The organism is Amnibacterium soli (genome assembly GCF_039544415.1).
In the GTDB taxonomy this organism is placed as follows: Bacteria; Actinomycetota; Actinomycetes; order Actinomycetales; family Microbacteriaceae; genus Amnibacterium; species Amnibacterium soli.
Window position 1 is genome coordinate 168277 of the sequence record NZ_BAABLP010000005.1, and the last position, 22222, is coordinate 190498.

Annotated in this window: 19 protein-coding genes; 15 read left to right on the forward strand and 4 right to left on the reverse strand. The window is 75.8% G+C overall.

Features of this window, described 5'->3' with window-relative positions:
* Positions 1-61: 61 nt before the first annotated feature.
* The 5 genes from ABEA53_RS13060 to ABEA53_RS13080 are packed head-to-tail and all read left to right on the forward strand — an operon-like array spanning position 62 to position 4267.
* Positions 62-427 (forward strand): BlaI/MecI/CopY family transcriptional regulator, encoded by a 366-nt coding sequence (locus tag ABEA53_RS13060; RefSeq protein ID WP_345481674.1) that lies wholly within the window; start codon positions 62-64, stop codon positions 425-427.
* Positions 424-1242, forward strand: coding sequence for a M48 family metalloprotease (locus tag ABEA53_RS13065; protein WP_345481675.1), 819 nt, complete (start codon positions 424-426; stop codon positions 1240-1242). The genes ABEA53_RS13060 and ABEA53_RS13065 overlap by 4 nt, the downstream gene beginning before the upstream one ends.
* A gap of 12 nt (positions 1243-1254) precedes the next feature.
* Complete coding sequence (locus ABEA53_RS13070; protein WP_345481705.1) at positions 1255-1884, forward strand: DUF5134 domain-containing protein; 630 nt, start codon at positions 1255-1257, stop codon at positions 1882-1884.
* Positions 1885-1907: 23 nt separating this feature from the next.
* A complete protein-coding gene (locus ABEA53_RS13075; RefSeq protein ID WP_345481676.1) occupies positions 1908-2645 on the forward strand; it encodes a YcnI family protein in 738 nt (245 codons plus the stop codon).
* On the forward strand, positions 2642-4267 hold the full coding sequence (locus ABEA53_RS13080; RefSeq protein ID WP_345481677.1) for a copper resistance CopC/CopD family protein: 1626 nt from the start codon (positions 2642-2644) through the stop codon (positions 4265-4267). Before ABEA53_RS13075 ends, ABEA53_RS13080 begins: the two co-directional genes overlap by 4 nt.
* A 24-nt stretch (positions 4268-4291) precedes the next feature.
* Here ABEA53_RS13080 and ABEA53_RS13085 read toward each other — a convergent pair whose 3' ends face one another.
* Positions 4292-6565, reverse strand: coding sequence for a heavy metal translocating P-type ATPase (locus ABEA53_RS13085; RefSeq protein WP_345481678.1), 2274 nt, complete (start codon positions 6563-6565; stop codon positions 4292-4294).
* A gap of 79 nt (positions 6566-6644) precedes the next feature.
* On the opposite strand from ABEA53_RS13085, the gene ABEA53_RS13090 reads away from it, so the two are divergent.
* The 3 genes from ABEA53_RS13090 to ABEA53_RS13100 all read left to right on the forward strand — a co-directional run bounded on the left by ABEA53_RS13090 (position 6645) and on the right by ABEA53_RS13100 (position 10385).
* Positions 6645-6851, forward strand: coding sequence for a heavy-metal-associated domain-containing protein (locus ABEA53_RS13090; protein ID WP_345481679.1), 207 nt, complete (start codon positions 6645-6647; stop codon positions 6849-6851).
* Between the two features lie 115 nt (positions 6852-6966).
* Positions 6967-8883, forward strand: a complete 1917-nt coding sequence (locus tag ABEA53_RS13095; RefSeq protein ID WP_345481680.1) for a cytochrome c oxidase assembly protein — start codon at positions 6967-6969, stop codon at positions 8881-8883.
* Between the two features lie 254 nt (positions 8884-9137).
* The gene (locus ABEA53_RS13100) at positions 9138-10385 is read left to right on the forward strand and encodes an Nramp family divalent metal transporter (protein ID WP_345481681.1); all 1248 of its coding nucleotides are present in this window, start codon (positions 9138-9140) and stop codon (positions 10383-10385) included.
* Here the strand turns inward: ABEA53_RS13100 and malQ are convergent.
* Entirely contained in the window at positions 10375-12579 is a 2205-nt protein-coding gene (gene malQ / locus ABEA53_RS13105; protein WP_345481682.1) for a 4-alpha-glucanotransferase, read from the reverse strand. The two genes, ABEA53_RS13100 and malQ, sit on opposite strands and share 11 nt — an antisense overlap.
* Positions 12580-12669: 90 nt before the next feature.
* Here malQ and ABEA53_RS13110 point away from each other — a divergent pair, with 90 nt between their 5' ends.
* Positions 12670-14046 carry a serine hydrolase domain-containing protein gene (locus tag ABEA53_RS13110; protein ID WP_345481683.1) on the forward strand — a complete coding sequence of 459 codons (1377 nt, stop codon included), beginning with the start codon at positions 12670-12672 and terminating at the stop codon, positions 14044-14046.
* A 30-nt stretch (positions 14047-14076) separates the two neighbouring features.
* Positions 14077-14895, forward strand: coding sequence for a pyrroline-5-carboxylate reductase (gene proC / locus ABEA53_RS13115; protein WP_345481684.1), 819 nt, complete (start codon positions 14077-14079; stop codon positions 14893-14895).
* A gap of 24 nt (positions 14896-14919) precedes the next feature.
* Here the strand turns inward: proC and ABEA53_RS13120 are convergent, their stop codons facing one another.
* The gene (locus ABEA53_RS13120) at positions 14920-15426 is read right to left on the reverse strand and encodes a hypothetical protein (protein ID WP_345481685.1); all 507 of its coding nucleotides are present in this window, start codon (positions 15424-15426) and stop codon (positions 14920-14922) included.
* A gap of 164 nt (positions 15427-15590) precedes the next feature.
* Between ABEA53_RS13120 and ABEA53_RS13125 the strand changes: the two genes are divergently transcribed.
* From ABEA53_RS13125 to ABEA53_RS13140, 4 genes are all read left to right on the forward strand, one after another.
* Complete coding sequence (locus ABEA53_RS13125) at positions 15591-16208, forward strand: TetR/AcrR family transcriptional regulator (RefSeq protein ID WP_345481686.1); 618 nt, start codon at positions 15591-15593, stop codon at positions 16206-16208.
* Positions 16209-16536: 328 nt separating this feature from the next.
* On the forward strand, positions 16537-16890 hold the full coding sequence (locus ABEA53_RS13130; protein WP_345481687.1) for a uracil-DNA glycosylase family protein: 354 nt from the start codon (positions 16537-16539) through the stop codon (positions 16888-16890).
* On the forward strand, positions 16887-17756 hold the full coding sequence (locus ABEA53_RS13135; RefSeq protein ID WP_345481688.1) for a putative RNA methyltransferase: 870 nt from the start codon (positions 16887-16889) through the stop codon (positions 17754-17756). The genes ABEA53_RS13130 and ABEA53_RS13135 overlap by 4 nt, the downstream gene beginning before the upstream one ends.
* Positions 17757-17765: 9 nt before the next feature.
* Positions 17766-19598, forward strand: coding sequence for a glycoside hydrolase family 15 protein (locus ABEA53_RS13140; RefSeq protein ID WP_345481689.1), 1833 nt, complete (start codon positions 17766-17768; stop codon positions 19596-19598).
* Positions 19599-19745: 147 nt separating this feature from the next.
* Here the strand turns inward: ABEA53_RS13140 and ABEA53_RS13145 are convergent, their stop codons facing one another.
* Positions 19746-20798 (reverse strand): histidinol-phosphate transaminase, encoded by a 1053-nt coding sequence (locus ABEA53_RS13145; RefSeq protein ID WP_345481691.1) that lies wholly within the window; start codon positions 20796-20798, stop codon positions 19746-19748.
* A gap of 64 nt (positions 20799-20862) precedes the next feature.
* On the opposite strand from ABEA53_RS13145, the gene ABEA53_RS13150 reads away from it, so the two are divergent.
* Positions 20863-22173: a GNAT family N-acetyltransferase gene (locus tag ABEA53_RS13150; protein ID WP_345481692.1), complete on the forward strand. Its 1311-nt coding sequence runs from the start codon at positions 20863-20865 to the stop codon at positions 22171-22173.
* Positions 22174-22222: the final 49 nt, after the last annotated feature.

Genomic DNA, 22222 nt, shown 5'->3' on the forward strand with positions numbered 1-22222 from the left:
GTGCGGCGGAGCGCGCCCCGCGCCGTGCTAGACAAGTCGTAGAGCGTCAGGAGGGGTGCGCATGGTCGGTCGCCGGGCACACGGGCAGCTGAAGACGACGGTGCTCGCCCTGCTGCGGGAGGCGGACGGGCCGGTCACGGCGCGCATGCTGCTCGAGCGGTGGCCGGACGCCGAGCCCCGCCCGGCGTTCACCACGGTCATCACGGTGCTCACCCGGCTGCAGCAGGCGGGCGCGATCGAGCGGATCGACGGCGCCGAGGCGCGCTTCCGCGTGCGGCCCGTCGCGGGCGGCGTCGCCGCCGAGTCGATGCTCGCCGCGCTGTTCGAGTCCGCCGACCGCGGCGCCGCGCTGATGTCGTTCGCGGAGCAGCTGGACGCGAAGGACCTCGACCTGCTGCGCCGCGCGGTCGGGGGAGGCGCCGCGTGACCGTGCTGCTCGGCCTGCTCGCGCTCGCCGCGGGCTGCCTGCTCGGCGCCCCGCGCCTCCTGCGCCTGCGCCGCTCCGCGGTCCGCCGCCCGCGCGCGCTGCTGGCCGCCTGGCTGGGCGTCTTCCTGCTCGGCGCCGCCGCGATCCTCGGCAGCGTGCTGTGGAGCGTCGTGCTCGCGGTCGCCGCGCACACCGCGCCGGTCGACGCCGGCTGGATGGCGGGCGTGCTCGCCTGGGGCGCGCTCACCGTCACCGGTGCGACGGCGGCGCTCGTGCTCACCCGCGCGGAGCCGCTGAACGCGGGTCGGGAGGCCGCGGCGCGCGACCTCGACCTGCTCGCCGCCGCCTGCACCGACCGCGTCGAGACGATCGGCGCCGTGCAGGTGCTGCACATCCGGGCCGAGCGGCCCATCGCCTTCAGCTCCACCGGCGACGGCGGCCGGATCGTCGTCACCTCCGCGCTAACCGACGCGCTGACCCCCGGCGAGCTGCGGGCGGTCCTCGAGCACGAGCGGGCCCACCTCACGGGCCGCCACGACGCCCTGCTCCGCGTCGCGCGGCTCAACCGGGCGTGCGTGCCCGTGCTCTTCGGCGCCCGCGCGTTCGACCAGGCCGTGCACCTGCTGGTCGAGCTGGCCGCCGACGACGCGGCCGCGAAGGTCTGCGGCGCCGCAGCGCTGGCGAGCGCGCTGCGCCGCACCGCCGAGCTCGAGCCGAACGAGTGGGCGAGCATCCGCGCCGCGCGGCTGGAGGCGGTGCGCCCGGCGGCGGACCGGCGGGCGTCGGTGGGGCGGGGACTGCTCTACAAACTGTAGAGTTGCGGCGTGATGATGGGCACGCCGCTGACCGCCTCGGTCGCGACCACCGTCTTCAGCCTCCTCGGCGTCTGGTTCGTCGGCCGCGTCGTCTCCGGCCGGGACGTGCCCGACCGCATCTCGAACCTGCTGCACCTCGCGATGAGCGGCGTCATGGTCGCGATGCCGTGGTCCGCGGCGCTCCCCGCCCTGCCGCAGGTCGTCGTCTTCTCGGCCGGCGCGTTCTGGTACGCGGGCGCCGCTCTGTTCCGCCCCTCCTCCGACGCCCGGCTCGGCGTCGGCCACGGCGCGCACGGCCGCGCGGCGGGCCTCTGGTACCACGCCGGGATGATGGTCGCGATGGTCTGGATGGCCGTCGCCATGATCCCCGCGACCGCCTCCGCCGACACGGGCGGCATGGCGGGCATGACCGGCATGACCCACTCGGCGGGGACCGTCGGCGGGATGACCGGCGACGTGCCCTGGGCGCTCGCGCTCTCCATCGCGCTCGGCGCCTGCTTCGCCGGCGCGACCGTCTGGCTCGCCGGCCTGCTGATCCGGGAGGCCGCGGGCGCCGCGCACCGCCTCGCGGTCGCCGACCTCGCCGCGTCGACCCTGATGGCCGCCGGCATGTCCTTCGTCCTCCTCGTCGTGATGACGTGAACCGCCCCCAGCAAGGAGCCCCCATGGCCACCGCCCCCTCCCGCCGCCGCACGACCCTCCGCCTCGGTGCGGGCCTCGCCGTCGCCGCGGTCGCGGTGCTGCTCGGTGCGACCGGCGCCTCCGCGCACGTGCACGTGGACGGGGAGGACGCGACGCGCGGCGGCTACGGTGTGCTGACGTTCCGCGTGCCGACCGAGTCCGACACCGCGTCGACCACCGAGGTGAGCGTGACCATGCCGACCAGGACCCCGATCGCGTCCGCGAGCGTGCAGCCGGTCGCGGGCTGGACCGCCACGGTCACGACCGCGCGACTGGCGAAGCCGATCACGACCGACGACGGGCGGCTGACCACCTACGTCGCCCGCATCGACTGGAAGGCGGAGGCGGGCAAGGGCATCCGGCCCGGGCAGTTCCAGCAGTTCCTCGTGTCCGCGGGCCCGCTGCCCGACGCCGAGGAGCTCGCCTTCCCGACCCTGCAGACCTACAGCGACGGCACGCGCGTGAACTGGAACGAGACCGCCTCCGGCGGCGCGGAGCCGGAGCACCCCGCGCCGGTCCTGGCCCTCGCCGCCCCGGACGACGCGCAGCAGGCGAGCCCGCAGGTCAGCGCCTCCGCGCCCGCCGCAGCGGCCTCGGCGGACGCGGGGACCGCGACGGCGGGCCTGGTCGTCGGCATCGGCGGGGTCGTGCTCGCCGCGATCGCCGTGATCCTCGCGCTCGTCGCGCTGCTCCGCGGGTCGAAGCGCTCGACCGGCGCGTGACCCCGACCGTCGCCCGCGGGCGCTCCGCCCTCGTGCGACGGCTGCTGCCGGGGCTGCTGCTCGCCGTCCTCGCGCTCCTGCTGCTGCCCGCCGCACCGGCGTCCGCGCACGCGGTGCTGGTGTCGAGCGACCCCGCGGACGGCGCGCGGGTCGAGGCGGCGCCCGCCGCCGTGCGGCTCACGTTCGACGAGGCGGTGTCGCTGCCGCCCGGCGCGACCGTCGCGCTGTCGACGACCGGGCAGCGGGTCGACGAGGGACCTGCGCGACTGGACGGCCGCGTCGTGGTCGTGCCCCTGCGCGCGGCGGTGCCCGCCGGCGTCTACAGCGTCTCCTGGCGACTCGTGTCCGCGGACAGTCACGTCGTCTCCGGGTCCATCCGCTTCGGCGTGCAGCGCGACGCGGACGCGGTGCAGGGCCCGGTCGTCGCGGGCTCCCCGCTCGATCCCGCGCTCGCCGGCGCGACCGGGCTGACCTATCTCGGCCTGTCGCTCGGGCTCGGCGTGCCCGCCGCCGCCGCGCTGCTCTGGCCCGCCGTCCGCGCCCGCCGCCGCGTGCTCGGGCCGGCCGCGGTCGGGCTGGCGCTCGTGCTGCTGGCGACGCTGGCCGAGCTGCTCCTCCGCGGACCCCGCGCCTCCGGCGGCGACTGGGCGGGCGTGCTGCGCCTCGAGGACCTCGGCTACACCGTCACGAGCCTCCCCGGGGTCGTGCTGCTGGTCCGCGTCGTGCTGCTCGCGGTGCTGGCCGTGCTGCTCCTGCACCGACCCGCTGCGGCCGGCCGCGCCCGGCTGCTCGCCGCGGGGGCGGTCGGGGTGGCCGTGCTGCTCACGGTCGCGCTGCTCGGCCACGCGGCGGACGGCGTCGTCGCGCTGCTCGTGCCCGCGGCCGTCGTGCACCTCGCCGCGATGGTGCTCTGGCTCGGCGGCCTCGTCGTCCTGCTCGCCGTGGTGCTGCCGAGGGTGCGGCGGGCTCCCGCGGCCGGGCTGCGCCTGCTGCGGCGGTGGTCCGTCGTCGCGTTCGTCTGCGTCGCGGCGCTCGTCGTGACCGGCGAGATCCAGGCGTTCCCGACCGTCGTGCCGCTCGACGCCCTCTGGTCGACCCCCTACGGCGTGCTGCTGCTCGTGAAGCTCGGGCTGCTGGCCGCCGTGCTCGCCGCGGCGGCCGCGGCGCAGCGGACCGTCGCCCGCGGTTCGCTGCCCGCGCGGCTGCGGCTGCGGCGCGTGCTGGCCGCCGAGGTCGTCGGCGTCGTCGCGATCCTCGGCGTGACGGGCGCGCTCAGCGGCACCGCGACGGCCGCGGAGACCTACGGCCCGCCGGTGACGCGCACGGTCGCCGCGGGCTCCGACCGCCTCGTGGTCGACGTGGACCGCACCCGCCGCGGGTCCGCCGTGCTGCACGTCCGCGCCCTCGACCCGGTCGGCAGGCCGGTGCGCCTGGCGGCCCTCGACGGGGCGCTGGCCACGGAGGGGGTCGGCGCGCTCGACGTGACGTTCCGCCGGGACGGCGCCGGGTGGCGCAGCACCGACGCGACGCTGCCCGTGTCGGGGGAGTGGACCCTCACCCTCGACGCGGAGGTGAGCACCGCCTCCGCCTACGCGGCGAAGGTCGGCTGGCCCGTCTGGTGACGGCGGCCCCGAGCGGGGCCGCCGTCAGATCTCGTCGACGCCGGCCTGGTGCGGGGCGAAGTTGCGGAGGCGGAGGCTGTTCGTCACGACGAGCACCGACGACAGGGCCATGGCCGCCGCCGCGATCAGCGGGTTGAGCAGCCCGGAGGCGGCGAGCGGGATCGCGGCGATGTTGTAGCCGAACGCCCACACGAGGTTGCCGCGGATCGTGCCGAGCATCTTGCGGGCCAGCGCGACCGCGTCGGGCACGGCCCGCAGGTCGTCGCGGACCAGGATCACGTCGGCGGACTTCATCGCGACGTCGGTGCCGGTCACGATCGCCATGCCGAGGTCGGCGGAGGCGAGCGCCGCCGCGTCGTTGATGCCGTCGCCGACCATGGCGACCTTGCGGCCCTTCGCCTGCAGGTCCGCGACGACCTTCGCCTTGTCGGCCGGCAGCACCTCCGCGATCGTCTCGTCGACGCCGAGCATCGCGCCGACCGCGGCGCCCGCCCTGGCGGTGTCGCCGGTCAGCAGCACGGTGCGCAGGCCCATCGCCTGCAGCTGCGCGATCGCCTCCCGAGCGGTCGGCTTCACGTCGTCCGCGAGGCCGAGCACGCCGGCGGCGACCCCGTCGACCGCCACCAGCACGAGCGTGCGACCGGCGGCCTCGAGCTCCTCGACCGTCGCGTCGAGCGCGGCCGGCACGGCGACGCCCTGCTCGACCAGCAGGCGGCGGCTGCCGGCCAGCACGCGGCGGCCCCCGACGACGCCGGAGGCGCCGAGGCCGCTGAGCGCCGCGAAGTCCTCCACGGCCTCGGGGCGGCCGAGCCGAGCGGCCGCGGCGCCGGAGATCGCGCGGCCGATGGCGTGCTCCGACGCCTGCTCGAGCGCACCCGCGAGGCCGAGCAGCTCGTCCGGCGTGATGCCGTCGACCGGGCGCACGTCCGGCACGGTGAACGCGCCGGTGGTGACGGTGCCCGTCTTGTCGAGCACCACGGTGTCGATTCGGCCGCTCGCCTCCAGGGCGTCCTGGCCCTTCACGAGGATGCCGAGCTGGCCGCCGCGGCCCACGCCGACCATCAGCGCGGTCGGCGTCGCGAGGCCCAGCGCGCAGGGGCAGGCGATGATCAGGACGGCGATGCCGACGCCGATCGCCGCGCCCACGGGCGCGCCGGCGAGCAGCCAGCCGAGCGTCACGAGCACCGCGAGCACGATGACCGCGGGGATGAAGACGCGGGTGACCCGGTCGACCAGGCGGGTGACGCGGGCCTTTCGGCGCTGCGCCTCGTCCGCGATGGCCGCGAGCTGCGCGAGCCGCGTGCGCTGGCCGACCCGCTCCGCGACGAGCGTGAGCGCGCCCGCACCGTTGACGGTGCCCGCGGAGACGGACGAGCCGGGCTCGACCTCGACCGGGGCGGCCTCACCCGTCATGGTGCTGGTGTCGATGGACGAGCGGCCCGCCTCCACGACGCCGTCCACGGGGATGGCGGAACCGGGGCGCACGATGACGACGTCGCCCGGCCGCACCTGACCGGCCGGCACCTCCACGTCGCCCTCGGGCGTGCGGAGGAGCACGGACCGGGCTGCGAGGCCGGAGATCGCGTGCAGCACGTCGCCGGCGCGCCGGCGCGAGCGGGTCTCGAAGTAGCGGCCGCCGAGCTGGAAGGTGACCATGCCCGCGGCGACGTCGAGGTAGATGGCGTCCGCGCCCGGCGGGGTCGGCCCGAAGCCGATCCAGTAGCCCGCGGCGGACGGGCCCCCGACGAGCACGACGATCGCCCAGACGAACGACACGACGGCGCCGAGCGAGACGAGCGTGTCCATGCTGAGCGACCGGGCGCGCAGGTTGCGCAGGGTCGCGCGGTGGAACGGCCACGCCGCCCAGGTGACGATCGGCACGGCGAGCAGCACGCAGACCAGCTGCCAGCCCGGGAAGCGCCAGGCCGGCACGAGCGCGAGCAGGATCGTGAGGTCGCAGAGCGGCACGCTCAGCAGCGCGGAGACCGTCAGCCGGCGGCGGAGGGAGTCGATGCGGTCGCTCGTCGCGCGGCGGGACCACTCGTCGTCGCCCGGCGTGTGCGGCGCGGCGCCGTAACCGGCCTTCTCGACGGCCGCCACGGCGCGGTCGACGTCGCCGTCGAGCCCGATCACGGTGGCGCGCTCGGTCGCGAAGTTGACGCTGGCGGTCACGCCGTCGAGGCGGTTCAGCTTGCGCTCGATGGTGTTCGCGCAGGCGGAGCAGGTCATCCCGGCGATGTCCAGCTCGACCACGTCGTCCATCGTCCGGACCGCGGGCTGCTCGGTCAGCGTCGTCACTTGCACCTCCGCGCGTCGTGGGCTGTCTACGAATTGTAGAATCGTCCGACTGCACCGGCCGCCGAACGAGGGAAGACGTGTGATCACGGAGTACGCCGTCACCGGCATGACCTGCGAGCACTGCGAACGCAGCGTCGGCGAGGAGGTCGGGGCCCTCCCGGGCGTCACCGCCGTGCACGCGGTCGCCGCGACCGGCGTCGTGCGCGTGACCAGCGACTCGCCCCTGGCGGACGACGACGTCGCCGCCGCGATCGACGAGGCGGGGTACGAGCTCGTCCGCGGCTGACCGGCGGATCCGGCTCGACGGCTTCACCGTCGCCGCAGCCCTGATCCCGGTCGCCGCCGTCGCCGTCGCCGTCGTCCTGCTGGGCGGGGCGCCCTACCGTGCGCTCGGGCGCAACGTGCCCGGCATCGACACCTCGCTCGCCAGCGGGCTGCTCCGCGCCGTCGTCGCGGTCGCCGCCGTCTGGTGCGTCGGCAGCCTCGTCTACGCCGTGTTCGCCCGGCAGCGCTCGGGCGAGCGCCGCTTCGACGTCGACTACTTCTCCGACGGTCGGCCCGTCGTCTGGTCGGCCGCCGTCTGGGCGGTCGCGGCCGCCGCGCTGGTCCCCGTCGACGCCGCGGACGCGGGCGGGCAGCCGCTGGCCCGCCTCCTGGTCCCGGGCGCGGCCGGCTACCTGGTGTCCGCCTCCTACCTCCCGACCGCCTGGATCGTCGTCGCGGTGCTCGCGGCGGTGATCGCGGTCGGCGCCTTCCTCGCCCACACCTGGCAGGCGTTCGCGGTGCTCGCGGCGCTGGCGCTCGTCGCCGTGCTGCCGCCGGTCGTCGTGACGCAGGTGCTCGTGGGACCGAACCACGACTTCGGCAGCGACGCCGGCATCCTCGGCACGCCCGCCGCGACGGTGCTCGTCGGCCTGCTCGCCGTGGCCCGCTGGCGCTCGACCGCGGGCCCGCTGCCCGGACCGGTGTCGATCCTCCGCATGTGGCGCCTCCTCGGGCTGGCCTGGCTCGTCGCCGCGGCCGCGGAGGTGGTGCTGGCGCTGTTCGAGCTCGGCGGGTCACCGTTCCTCGGCTCCCCGACCGCGTGGCTGTTCCTCGTCCGGTTCGCGCTGCTCGCCGTGCTCGCGCCGCTGATCCTGCGCGGGCTCGCCGCCGCCGGCCGCGAGACCGACCTCGCGACGCTGCGCCGGGCATCCGCCGGCCTGATCCGGCTGGCGCTGGTGCCCGCCGCGCTGCTGCTCGCCGTCGGGCTGGTGATGGCGCGCATCCCGCCGCCCCAGTACTTCCTGCCGACGTCCGTCGCGCAGATCTACTTCGGCTACGACATCGATGCGGCGCCGAGCTTCGCGGTATTGGCGCTCGACTGGCGGCCGAACCTGCTGTTCCTGGCGATCGCCGCCGCCGCGGTCGGCCTGTACCTCGCGGGCGTCACGGCCCTGCGGCGCCGCGGCGACCGCTGGTCGGGCGGCCGCACGGCTGCATGGCTGCTCGGCTGGGCCGTCGTCGTGATCACGACGAGCAGCGGCCTCGGCCGGTACTCGAGCGCGGTGTTCAGCCTGCACATGATCCTGCACATGGCGCTGAACATGCTCGGCCCGCTGCTGCTCGTGCTCGCCGGCCCGATCACCCTCGCGCTGCGGGCCCTGCCCGCGCACGGCCGCAGCCGGGCGGCGGGCATCCGCGAGTGGATCGCCGCGATGCTCGCCTGGCGGCTCACGCACGTCTTCTACAACCCGCTCTTCGTCTTCATCCGCTTCATCGGCGCCTACTACCTGCTCTACTTCTCGCCGATCTTCGACTTCGCGCTGCGCTACCACTGGGCGCACCAGCTGATGAACATCGAGTTCATCATCATCGGCGTCATGTTCTACGGCCTCGTGATCGGCGTGGACGCGCCGCCGCGGCCGATCCCGCACATCGGCAAGCTCGGCATGGTGCTCGCCGCGATGCCGTTCCACGCCTTCTTCGGCGTCGCGGTGATGACGAGCAAGGAGGTCATCGCGGGCGACTTCTACTCCTACCTCCGGCTGCCGTGGCAGGGAGACCTGCTCGCCGACCAGGCCGTCGGCGGCGGCATCGCGTGGGGCGCGGGCGAGATCCCGCTGGTCATCGTGATCGTCGCGCTGGTCACCCAGTGGGCGAAGCAGGACAACCGCGTCGCCACCCGCGTCGACCGCCACCTGGACCAGGGCACGGACGACAGCTGGGAGGCGTACAACGCGATGCTGGCGAAGCTCGACGCCCGCGGCGGCGTCCCGGCCGGCCAGCCGGCGGCCGAGCCGGCGACCGCCTCCGCGGACCAGCGCCCCTCCTCCTGACCCCGCTCCGCCTTCAGCGGGAGTACGACAGCAGGAAGAAAGCGATTCAGCAGGAGGATCTGGGCCGTTTCCTCCTGCTGAACGTCTTCTCTCCTGCTGACGCGTTCGCTTCTTCCTGCTGTCGTGCTCGGGGAGGCGGGGAGGCGGGGAGGCGGGGAGGCGGGGAGGCGGCGGAGGGCCGGAACGCGCGCGGCGGCGGGAGGCGCGTCGCGGGCGGCCGTTAGAGTCCCCTCACGCGAGGCGAGGGGGCGGCGGTGTCGGCTGCTGAGGTGACGACGCCGGTCGCGGCGCCGCCGCCCGAGCGCCGCCTGATCCGGCTGCTCGGGCCCGCCTTCGTCGCGGCGATCGCCTACGTCGACCCGGGCAACGTCGCCGCGAACCTGTCCGCCGGCGCCGGCTACCAGTACCTGCTCGTCTGGGTGCTCGTCGCCGCCAACGCGACGGCCGTCATCGTGCAGTACCTGTCCGCGAAGCTCGGCGTCGTCACCGGCCGCACGCTGCCCGAGCTGCTCGGCGATCGCCTGCCCCGCGCCGGCCGGCTCGCGTTCTGGGCGCAGGCGGAGCTCGTCGCGGCGGCGACGGACCTCGCGGAGGTGATCGGCGGCGCGGTCGCCCTGCAGATCCTGTTCGGCATCCCGCTGCTGCCCGGCGGCGTCGTGATCGGCGCGGTGTCCGTCGCGATCCTCGCCCTGCAGTCCGCCAGCAAGCAGCGCACGTTCGAGGCGGTCGTGATCGCGCTGCTCGCCGTGATCACCGTCGGCTTCGTCGCGGGCGTCGTCGTCAGCCCGGTGGACTGGGGCCGGGCCGCGGAGGGGCTCGTGCCGCGCTTCGCCGACTCCGGCTCGGTGCTGCTCGCCGCGAGCATGCTCGGCGCGACGGTGATGCCGCACGCCATCTACCTCCACTCGGCGCTCGCGCGGGACCGGCACGGCGTCACCGCGGACCCGGTGCGCATCCGCCGGCTGCTGACCGCGACCCGCGTCGACGTCGTGCTCGCGCTGCTGATCGCCGGCTCGGTGAACATCGCGATGCTGCTGCTCGCCGCCTCGTCGCTGTCCGGCGTCGACGGCACGAGCACGATCGAGGGGGCGCACGCCGCGATCGGGTCCGCGCTCGGCCCGGTGATCGCGACCGTGTTCGGCGTCGGGCTGCTCGCGAGCGGCCTCGCCTCCACCTCCGTCGGCGCATACGCGGGCGCGACGATCATGGCCGGGCTGCTGCACGTGTCGATCCCGCTGCTCGTGCGGCGGGTGGTGACGCTGATCCCGGCGCTCGTGATCCTGGGGCTCGGCGTCGATCCGACGCTCGCGCTGGTGCTCAGCCAGGTGGCGCTGTCGCTCGGCATCCCGTTCGTGCTGGTGCCGCTCGTCGTGCTGACGGGTCGCCGGTCGGTGCTGGGGGAGTTCACGAACGCCCTGCCGCTCCGCGTCGCCGCGGTCGTCGTCACCGTCCTGATCGTGGTGCTGAACATCACGCTGCTGGTCCTCACCGTCACCGGCTGACCTCCGTTCCGCAGGAGTGCGGCGCCTGCAGCACGGAGCGGTGGGGGAGCGCGGCGGCGAGGCGGGCGGCGCGCTCGGAGGTGAACACCGCCTCGAGGGCCATCGGCTCACCGTCCGGTCCGGACAGCGGCACGCGCCAGTTCGGGTACTCCTCGAGCGTGCCCGGCTGGTTCTGCGTACGGCGGTCGCCGACCAGGTCGACGAGCGCCGCCCCGATCAGCCGCGCGGGCGTCAGCGCGAGGTACCGGTGCAGCGCGAGCACGGTGTCCTCCTCCCCGGCGGCACGGCCGGCACGTCCTTCGGCCGCGCCGGAACCGGCGCGGTGGGCCCACGACGCGTCGTCGGCGAGGAGGCCGCGGGAGCGCACCTCGTCGAGCCACACCCGCTGCTCGGCGCGGTCCGCCGCCAGCTCCTCCTCCACGGGCCGCGTCAGCAGCCCGAGCTCGGTGCGGAGGCGCACGTGCGCGCCCTCGAGGTACCCGGCGGTCGGCGGCAGGTCGTGGGTGGTCACGGAGGCGAGGCACAGCTCGCGCCAGCGCTCGGCCGGCAGCGCCGCGTCGCCGTCCATCTCGAACCACAGGATGGAGGTGCCGAGGATCGCGCGGGAGGCGAGGTACCGGCGGGCCGCCGGGTCGACGACCCCGAGGTCCTCGCCGACGACGACGGCCTGCGCGCGCACGGCCTCCAGCGCAAGCACCCCGATCAGCGCCTCGTGGTCGTAGTGGACGTAGGCGCCCTCGGACGCGTGCCGCCCCTCCGGCACCCACCACAGGCGGAACAGCCCGATGACGTGGTCGACCCGCACGCCGCCCGCGTGCCGCAGCACGGCGCGGATGAGGTCGCGGAACGCCGCGTACGCGCTCGACTCGAGCGCGGCCGGCCGCCACGGCGGCTGCTGCCAGTTCTGCCCGAGCTGGTTGAACGGGTCCGGCGGCGCCCCGACGGTCACGCCGCTGCCGTACGCGTCGCCGAGCCGCCACGCGTCCGCGCCGCCCGGGTGCACGCCGACCGCGAGGTCGTGCATCACGCCGATGCCCATCCCGGTCGTCGCCGCCCTGTCCTGCGCCTGCGCCAGCTGCTCGTCGAGCAGCCACTGCAGCCAGCAGACGAAGTCGACCTCGTCGGTGTGCTCGGCGGCGAAGGCCGCCACGGCGGGGGAGGAGGGGGAGCGCAGCGCGTCCGGCCAGGTGCGGGCGTCGTTGCCGTGCGTCTCCGCGATGACGCTCCAGGTGGCGAAGTCGGTGAGCGCCGCGCCCTCGCGGCGGCGGAAGGCGGCGAGGTCGAGCTCGCGGCCGGCGCTCCGCGGCTGCGCGGACACGAGGCGCAGCGCCTCCCGCTTCGCGGCCCACGCGGCGTCCCGGTCGATCCGGTCGCCGCTCGCCTTCTCCCGCACCCGCTTCGCGAGCGTCGCGATGCGCGTCCGCGTGCGGGCGGGCAGCGCCGCGTACTCGGGCACCGCCTCGACCCGCAGGTACAGCGGGTTGAAGAAGCGGCGGGAGGAGGGGAGGTACGGCGACGGCTCCAGCGGCGGCACGGGTTCGGCGGCGTGCAGCGGGTTCACGAGCACGTAGTCGGCGCCGAGCTCCGCGCCCGACCACACCGCCAGGTCGGTCAGGTCCGTCAGGTCGCCGACGCCCCAGGAGCCCTCCGACCGCACGCTGTAGAGCTGCGCGGCGAGCCCCCAGCCGCGTCGGTCGCCCATCCGCGCCGGCAGCCCGACCTCGGCGGGCGTCATGATCAGCGGCGCTTCGTCGACGCGGTCGCCGGAAATCGCGACGAGGCGGTGGTAGCCGAGCGGCAGGTCGCCGGGGATGCGGAAGGTCGCCTCGCCGATGCGCGCGCCGTCGACGGTGCGCGGCTCCACCCACTGGTCGACCTGCTCGAGGTCGCGGCGGCCGCCCGCCTCCAGCTCCACCGCGAGGGCGGCCGGCTCGCCGTCGGGCACGTGCATCCAGACGAGGCGGTCGGCGCCCTGCACGGCGGTGGTGCAGGCGGGCAGCGTGCGCCGCCACGGCGCGTCCCAGGTCTCCTGCAGCGCGCGTTCCGGGTCGGTCGGGTCCGCGCCCAGCGCGCGGAGCACCGCGGTCAGCGTCTCGGCCGACACGGTCTGCGTCCCACCCCGCCAGTCCGTGAAGGACGTGGCCACGCGGTGCGCGTGCGCGAGGTCGACGAGGGGCTGTCCGGGCTCGGTCACGACAGCGATTCTGCGACGTGCTCCTTGAGGGGCCGTGGTCGCGCACCCCGCGTGAGCGCTCGCCCAGGCGGGGCGGACGACAGTAGCCCCGTGGCCCTTCCTCGTTCGAACCCCTCCGCCCAGGGCGTCGCCGCCTCCGGCGTCTCCGCCTTCGTCGACGCGCTCGAGGCGCACCCCGGCATCGATCCGCACAGCCTGATGCTGGTGCGGCACGGCGCCGTCGTGGCGGAGGGCTGGTGGGCGCCGTACACGCCGGACCGGCTCCACCTGCTCTACTCGCTGAGCAAGACGTTCCTGTCGACCGCGGTCGGCTTCGCGGTGCAGGAGGGGCTGCTGTCGCTCGACGACGCCGTCGCCGACCACTTCCCCGAGTTCCGCGACGAGCTGCCGGAGGCGAGCCGCCGCATCCTCGTGCGCCACGCGCTCGCGATGGCGTCCGGGCACTCGGGCGAGATGGCGCAGATCGCGATCGCGACCGACCCGCGCGAGCCGGTCCGCGGCTTCCTGCTGCACGCGCCCGAGCACGAGCCCGGCAGCTGGTTCGCCTACAACCAGCCCGCGAACTACGCCGTGGCCGCGATCCTCCAGCGCGCGGCCGGCACGGACCTCGTCGGCTACCTCCGCTCGCGCCTGTTCGACCCGATCGGCGCGGGCCCGATGTCCTGGCAGCAGTACCCGCCGGGGCGCTCGCTGGGCTTCAGCGGTCTGCACGCCACCACCGAGACCATCGCCTCGCTCGGCCAGCTGCACCTCGCCGACGGCGTGTGGGAGGGGCGGCAGCTGCTGCCCGAGGGCTGGGCGGAGGAGGTCCGCACGAAGCGCGTCTCCACCGAGCGCGAGGGCAACCCCGACTGGGCGCAGGGCTACGGCTTCCAGGTGTGGATGGCCCGCCACGGCTACCGCGGCGACGGCGCCTACGGCCAGTTCTGCGTGATCCTGCCGGAGCACGACGCGGTCCTCGCCCTGACGGCGGCGACCGAGGACATGCAGGCCGTGCTCGACGCGGCCTGGACCCGCCTCCTGCCCGCCCTCGGCGACGCCAGCGAGGGCGACGCCGCCGACGCGGCGCTCGCCGAGCGGCTCGGCGACCAGGTGCTGCCGCCGAGTGAGGGCGCGAGCGCTCCCGCCGGCGCGGTGCCCTCCTCCTGGACCGGCGCCGGTCTGCGGGCGACGCGCACGGACGACGGCGTCGTGCTCGCCGACCCGCAGGTGACGCTGACGCTGCCGGTCGGCCGGCCCGGCTGGACCGTCGTCGAGGGCGACGGCACCGCGCCGCCCGTCGCGGTCTCCGGCGGCTGGTCCGGCGACGCGGCGGACCTCGACCTCGTGTTCCTGGAGAGCCCGCACCGCCTGCACGTGCGGCTCGACCCGTCCGGCACCGTCGCGATCCGCTGGGGCACGACGCCGCTCGACTTCGCCTACACGGGCACGATCCTCGGGCAGTGGGCGCCGAGGCCGCTCGCCTGAGCCGGGCTGCGGCCTGAATACGCTGGCCGCATGGCACCTCCTCCTGTCGCGGTCCTCGGCGGCGGCTCGATGGGCTCCGCGATCCTCGCGGGGCTCGACGACGCCGGCGTGCGGGACCTGCGGGCCACCACCCGCTCCCGCTCCTCCCTCGCCCGGTACGGCGGGACGGGGATCACGGCGACGGCGCTGGAGGAGGACCCGCGGGCCAACGAGGCCGCGATCGCGGGCGCAGGCATCGTGATCTCGGGCGTCAAGCCGGTGGGCACCGCGGACCTGCTGCGGCAGGTCGGGCCCGCGCTCGCGCCCGACGCGGTGGTCGTGAGCCTGGCGGTCGGCACCCCGATCGCCGCGCTCGAGGCCGCGCTGCCGCCCGGCACCCAGGTCGTGCGGGCCATGCCGAACACGCCCGTGCGCGTCCGCCGCGGCGTCACGGGGCTCGCGCGCGGCACCGCCGTCACCGACGAGGGCTTCGCCGCGGTGCAGGAGCTGTTCGGCGTGCTGGGCGAGGTGCTCGTGCTCGACGACGAGCGCATCGACCGGATCTCGACGATCTCCGGCAGCGGCCCGGCCTACGTCTACCTGCTGCTGGAGCGCTTCGCCGACGCGGCCGTCGGCCTCGGCTTCGACCGGGCGGACGCGGAGCGCGCCGTCGCCCAGACGTTCTCGGGCGCCCTCGCGCTGCTCGACGCCACGGGGGAGTCGCCCACCGCGCTGCGCCGAGGGGTCACCAGCCCGAACGGCACCACCGCCGCCGCGGTCGCCGTGTTCGAGGAGCGCGACCTCGGCGGCCTCATCGCCGACGCGCTGCAGGGCGCGATCCGCCGCGCGGACGAGATCGCGGGCCGCTGAGCCGCGGACCCGCAGCGGCGCGGCCTACGTCGCGCCCCGCGGCGGGTCGAGCAGCAGCCCGACCCGTTCCGCCACGTACGACTCGAGGTCGCGCGCCGCGTCGTCACCGGCCGACAGGCTCCAGCGCACCCGCACGCCGTCGTCGCGCAGCAGGAGGGGACCGGTGCCGTCCCGCAGCGCCTCGGCGGTGAGCGGCACGACGGGCGCGTCGTAGTTCACGGTCGCGCCCTGCGGGAACGCGCGAAAGGCCGCGGCCCGCACCTCGCGGCGCTCCTCGGTCGAGACGGCCATGTGGCCGGGGTGCCCGGGCGGCACCGCCCGGGTGACGGCGCCGGTGGCGCGCACGCCGCCGTCGGCGCTCAGCAGCAGCACGCCGAGCCGCCAGCCGCGCCCGACCGGGCGGAGGCGGGCGCGCCGCGGGATGCCGAGCCGCCGCGTCGCCGGCTCGAACTCGGCGACCGCCTCGTCCGCGATCCCGGCTGCGGCCAGTCGACCCGCCGCCTCCCGCAGCACCCGTTTCGCACGTTCCACGGCGTCGTCCTGCGGCACGTCCGGAGCGTAGGCCCCTGCTCTGGGGGTACGCAGGCCACCGATCCGCTCGCCGCGCCGGGCCGAATCCCGTACTGAGGCCAGCACCATGAGGTGCGGCCGTAACACGCGTCACGCCGCGCGGCCGCAGGACGAACGGAGACCCAGTGCGCACGAGCAAGCACCGGCACCTCGAGCAGGAGGAGGTCGTCGTCGCCGCCGTCGGCGTGGCCTTCGACCTCGGTCTCCACGCGGTCACCGTGCCCGCGGTCGCCGCGCGGATCGGCGTCGCCGAGCGGTCCGTCACGGCCGCCTGGCCCGACGTCGAGACGCTCGTCGCGACGACCTTCTCGCGCATCGTCGCCGCCGAGCTCGCCGAGGTGAAGCGGCAGGTGCTCGCCAACCCGTCGCCGGTCCAGCAGCTCGAGGTGCTCCTCGAGACGCTCGCCGAGCCGGTGCGCGCCGACGTCGACTCCGTCTGGCTCGAGTCGTGGAGCCTCGGCCGCCGCAACCCGCTGCTGGGCGAGGCCGTGCGGACCGAGGAGGGCGCGTGGCACGCGTTCGTCGCCGCCGTGATCCGCCGCGGCGTGAAGACGGGCGACCACCCCGACGTCGACGTCGACCAGGTCGCGTCCCATCTGCTCGCCGTCATCGACGGCGTCAACGCCTACTCGCTCGTCGGCTACCGCACGGACATCGACCGGCTGCGGCTGCTGCACGCCGTCGCCCGCACGCACCTCGGCACGACGTTCGGCGAGGAGCCGGCCTCCCTGACCGTCGTCTGACGCCACCGCCCGTCGATTCAGCGCCGTCCGATCCGCCCGCGGCAGGCTGAGCGGGTGCTCGACCGGTTCCTCGACCTGCTGGCCGGCCTGCAGCCGCGGACGCCGGCGGACGCGGAGTTCCTCTACGACGCCGCGACGGCGGACGGCGCGCTGCGCCTCGCGAACCTGCGTCGATACCTCCGGCTGACCGCCGGGGCGACGACGCTGCTGGTCGGCGAGGCGCCGGGATGGCGCGGTGCGACGATCACGGGCGTGCCGTTCATGAGCGTGCGGGAGCTGACCGCGCGGCCCGGGCTGCTCACCGGCGACCGAAGGCGACGGGTTCGCGGTGCCGCCCGATCCCGCCGCGGGCTGGGAGCTGTCCGCCTCCATCGTGCAGAAGGCGCTGCGGTCATGGCCCGAGCGGCCCGTGAACTGGCCGATCTACCCCAACCACCCCTTCCGCGTGCCCGACCGGGCGACGAACCGCCCGCCACGAGCGCCCGAGGTCGCCGCGGGCGCCGAGATCGCGCTCGAGCTCGTCGCGGCGCTCGGCGTGCGGCGGGTCGTCGCCATCGGGCGGAAGGCGGAGGGGGCGCTCGCCGCCGCGGGCATCGAGGCGGTCGCCGTGCGGCACCCCGCCCAGGGCGGCGCCGCGCTCTTCGCCGCGCAGATGGCGGTGCTCGGCCGGGAGGCGGCGTGACCGCGCCCGAACGGCTCGCGGCGCTCGACGCCGCGCTCGCGGTGCTCGCGTGCCCGGTCTGCCTCGCCTCCTTCACCCGCGAGGGCACCGCGCTCGCCTGCGCCTCCGGGCACGCGTTCGACGTCGCCCGCCAGGGCTACGCCGCGCTCGCGACCGGTGCGACCGTGCCGGGCGACACCGCGCCGATGGTCCGCGACCGGGTCGCGTTCCTCGCCGGCGGCCACTACGCGGCCGTGTCGACGGCGGTGGCCGAGGCCGTGCCGGCCGGGGTGCGCTGGGTCGCCGACCTCGCCTCCGGTCCCGGCACCTACCTGGCCGCCGTGCTCGACGCGCGTCCGGAGGCGCGGGGGATCGCGATCGACGTCTCGTCCGCTGCCGCGCGAGCCGCGGCAGGCGTCCACCCGCGCGCCGCAGCGGCGACCGCGGACCTGCGTCGGCGGGTGCCGCTCGCGGGCGGCGGCGTCGACGCGGCGCTGGTCGTGTTCGGGCCGCGCGACGGCGCGGAGCTCGACCGGGTGCTCGCGCCGGGCGGCGCGGTGGTCGTGGTGGTGCCGGAGCCCGAGCACCTCGAGCAGCTGCGGGCGCCGTTCGGCACGCTCGGCGTCGCCCCGGACAAGGAGCGACGGCTCGCCGAGCGGATGGCGCCGCTGCGCCTCGAGGACCAGCGGGTGGTCCGCGAGACCCGGCTGCTGCCGCCGGAGGACGTCGCCCGCGCGGTGCTGATGGGCCCGAGCGGGCACCACCTCGACGCGGAGCGGGTGCGCGCGGAGGCCGCCGGGCTCGGGCCCCTCGAGGTCACGGTCGCCGTGCGCGTCTCGCGCTTCCGGCGTGCAGCGGTCGGGGCGCCGTCAGCGGCGCCCGCCTAGCGTGGGCGCGTGAGGAACGCGCCGACCGCCGAGGGCCGCATCGACGGGTACGCCGACCTGCGCTCGTACGCCGCGATCGGCGACGGCCGCACGGTCGCGCTGATCGCCCGCGACGGGCGCATCGACTGGCTGCCCGTGCCGGGCCTGGCGTCGCGGCCGATGTTCGCGGCGCTGCTCGACGCCGAGCGCGGCGGGCACTTCGCGGTGCAGCCCGACGAGCCGTTCACGACGACCCGCGAGTACCTGCAGGGCACGAACGTCCTGCGCACCCGCTTCACCACCGCCTCCGGCGTCGTCGACGTCACCGACGCGCTCGTGACCGGCATCGCCGGCCGGCTGCCGTGGATGCAGCTCGTCCGCCGCATCGAGGGCGTGGAGGGGGCCGTCGCGATGCGCTGGATCGTCGTGCCCGGCGATGCGCTGGGCGACGCGCGCCCGTCGCGGTTCGACACCGGTTCGGTGCCGCTGCTCCGCGCGGGCCGCACGAACATCACACTGACCGGCGACGACGTCGGCCGGCAGGACCCGGTCCATCCGGGCAACGGCCCCGCGGACGACTGGGGCCCCGACTTCCGCGGCGCCTTCACCACGAGCCCCGGCTCGCGGCACAGCCTCTGCCTCGCCGGCACCGACGACGAGCCGGTCCGCGCGCCCGACCCCGAGATCGCCGATCGCTCGCTCGACCGCACGGTGCGCGCCTGGCAGGACTGGGCGGAGGAGTTCACCTGGGACGGCCCGTGGCCCGAGCAGGTGCTGCGCAGCACGCTCGCCCTCAAGCTGCTGCTCTACAGCCCGAGCGGCGCGATCGCGGCCGCCGCGACCACCTCGCTCCCGGAGTCGCTGACCGCCCCGAAGAACTGGGACTACCGCTTCGCCTGGATCCGGGACCTGTCGTACTCGGTCGACGCGTTCCTGCGGTTCGGGCTGCGGGAGGAGCCGCACGCGGCCGTCTCGTGGGCGCTCAAGGCGCTGAAGCGCCGCACCGACGACGGCATCGCGGTGTTCCTGACGCTCGACGGCGACCCGACCGACGAGGTGGAGCGCGAGCGGGCGCCCGGCTGGCGCGGTGTCGGCCCGGTGCTCTGGGGCAACCAGGCGAGCGGGCAGCTGCAGCTCGGCGTCTTCGCCGACCTGATCTCGATCATGCGGGCGTACGTGGCCGACGGGAACCTGCTCGACGGCGAGTCCAGCGACCTGCTCGTGCACCTCGCCGACGAGACGTGCCGCAGCTGGACCCGCAAGGACTCGGGCATGTGGGAGCTGCCGGAGGTGCGGCACTACGTCTCGAGCAAGATGGGCTGCTGGCAGGCCCTCGACGCCGCCTGCTCCCTCCACGACATGGGCTTCGTGCTGGTGTCGGCGAGGACGCGGCGTCGCTGGGAGAAGAACAAGCGGCTGATCCGGCGCTGGATCGACCGGCACGGGTGGGACGAGCGGCGCGGCGCCTACCGGATGGTCAAGGGCGGCCGCGAGCTCGACGCCTCCGTGCTGCTGCACACCGTCAGCGGGTTCGACCGCGGCGAGCGGATGTCGCGCACGATCGATGCGCTGCGGGCGGAGCTCGGCACCGGGCCCCTGCTGCACCGCTACTCCGGGATGCGGGAGGAGGAGGGCTCGTTCACGGCGTGCGCCTTCTGGGTCGTGTCGGCGCTCGCCTGCGTCGGCCGCCTCGACGAGGCGACGGCGCTGATGGACGAGCTGGTCGACACCGTGCCGAACGACGTCGGCGTGATGGCCGAGATGGTCGACGTCGAGTCGGGCGCCTTCCTCGGCAACCTGCCGCAGGCCCTCAGCCACCTCGCCCTGGTGCAGGCCGCCAGCGTGATCCGCGAGCTCTCCTAGCCCCCTTCGCGGATCCGCACTTCTTCCGCGGATCCGCAGTTCTGAGCCGACACGCCGTGCGGAGGAGGGGCGCCGGCGGCGTGTCGCGGAGGAACTGCGGATCCGCGATCAGCAGAGCGCTGGTGCAGGTGTCCGGGAAGCAGGGGGTCAGAGGGCGGCGGCGGCCTTCAGCACGTGCTCGACGGACTCGCGCTCGCCGATGGAGATGCGCAGCCCGTCGCCCGGGAAGGCGCGGACCACGACGCCGTGGTCGTGGAAGACGTCGTCCGCCGCAGCGGTCCGCTCGCCGAGCGGCAGCCACACGAAGTTGCCCTGCGCGTCGGGCACCGCGAACCCGAGGTCCCGGAGGCCGTCGACGAGGCGGGTCCGCGTCTCGACGATGTCGGCCACCCGGGCGAGCAGCAGGTCCTCGTGGTCGAGCGCGACGAGGCCCGCGAGCTGCGCCTGGCCGGTCACGGACAGCGGCACGGCGACGGCGCGCGCGGCGTCGAGGATGTGCTCCGGCCCGATCGCGTAGCCCAGCCGCAGCCCAGCGAGCCCCCACGCCTTCGAGAACGTGCGCAGCATCACGAGGTTCGGCCACCGCCCGATCAGGCGCGAGCCGTCGACCGCGTCGGCGTCCCGCACGAACTCGACGTACGCCTCGTCGAGCAGCACGAGCACGTCGGACGGCACGCGGGACATGAACCGCTCGAATTCCGCCGCGCCGACCGACGGGCCGGTCGGGTTGTTCGGGGAGCACACGATCACCGCGCGAGTGCGGTCGGTGACCGCCGCCGCCATCGCGTCGAGGTCGTGCCGCGCCTCCGCCGTCAGGGGCACCTGCACGCTCGTGCCGCCGGCGACCGTGACCAGGCCCGGGTAGGCCTCGAACGACCGCCAGGCGTACACGACCTCGGAGCCCGGCTCGCAGACCGCGAGCAGGAACTGGCTGAGCAGGGCGACCGACCCGGCGCCCAGGTGCACCTGCTGCGCCGTCACGCCGAAGCGCCCGCCGAGCTTCGCGCGCAGCGCGGGGCCGGTCGCGTCGGGGTAGCGGTTCACCTCCGCGCGGGCCACCGCCTCCACGATCTCGACCAGCGGTCCGAAGGGGTTCTCGTTCGACGACAGCTTGTAGCCGTCCGCCACCGCCTGCCTGCCCTGCTTGTACGCGGGCAGCGCGGCGATCTCGGGACGCATGCGCACGGGGGAGTCGGCCATGCCCTCGAGGGTATTGGCGGCGCCGCCCGAGCGCCCCCTCATGCGCGGTCCCTAGGCTCGCCGGGTGCACGACGACGCCCTGACCGCCCCCGTCGACGAGACCGCCGCGGCCGCCCTGACGAAGAACGGCCTGCGCATGGCCGTCGTCGACCCCGCCGACGACGCGCAGGCGGAGGCCTGGCTGCATGCGGACGCCCGCGGCTTCCACGACCCGGCGCACTCGGACGCCCTGCTCGGCGAGCTGCGCGCGAGCCAGCCGCTGCAGCGCTCCGTCGGCGTCTACGACGACGGCATCGCGGAGCCCGGGATCCCGGTCGCGACCGTGGCGGCGTGGCCCGCGGCGCTCACGGTGCCGGGCGGGCAGCTCGACTCGTGGGCGATCAGCGCGGTCACCGTCGCGCCGACCCATCGGCGCCGCGGCGTCGCGCGCGCCATGCTCGAGTCCGAGCTGCGGGTCGCCGTCGCCGCGGGCATCCCGATCGCGGCGCTCACCGTCACGGAGACGACGATCTACCGCCGGTACGGGTTCGGCCCCGCGACCTGGTCCACCGACGTCGAGGTCGACGCCCGCCGCGTCGGCTGGGACGGCGGCGAGGCGCCCGGCCGCGTCCAGCTCATCACCCGCGACGGCGCGATCGCCGTCGGCAGCACGCTGCTGGAGGAGGCGCGCCGCGCGACCCCCGGCGACGTGCAGGTCGTCGGCCACCGGTTCGGGCGCATCTTCGGCGCCCCGTCCGAGCCCGAGGAGCAGCGCAAGCGCCGCTTCGCCCGCTACGACGACGCCGACGGCGTCACCCGGGGCCTGCTCGTGTACCGGCCGACGCAGGAGGAGGGGGACTTCACGAACTTCTCCGTGGACGTGCTGCACCTCGTCGCGACGACCGACGACGCCTACCGCGCCCTCTGGCGCTTCGTGCTCTCGCTCGACCTGGTCGGTACCGTGCGCGCCTTCCTCCGCCCGGTCGACGAGCCGCTGCGGTGGCTGGTCGCGGACCCGCGGCGGATCCGGACCACGGAGGTGCGCGAGCACCTGTGGCTCCGCGTGCTCGACCCGGTCGCGGTGCTGTCCGCCCGCACCTACGCCGGACCGGGGCGGCTCGCCCTGCGCGTCGCCGATCCGCTCGGCCACGCGGAGGGCGCGTTCACGGTCGCCGCGGACGCCTCCCGAGCAGCGACCGTGACGCCCGGTGAGCAGGAGGGGGTCCCGCTGCTCGAGGTGCCCGTCGACGTGCTCGGCTCGCTCTACCTCGGCGGCGCCTCCGCGGTCTCCCTGCTGCGGGCCGGCCGCCTGCGCGAGCGCACGCCGGGCGACGCGGCGCTGGCCGACCGCCTCCTCCGCCCGCCGATGGCCCCGGTCCTCACCACCTGGTTCTGAGCACGACAGCAGGACAGGACGACGTCAGCAGCACGGAACGAGTCGTCCC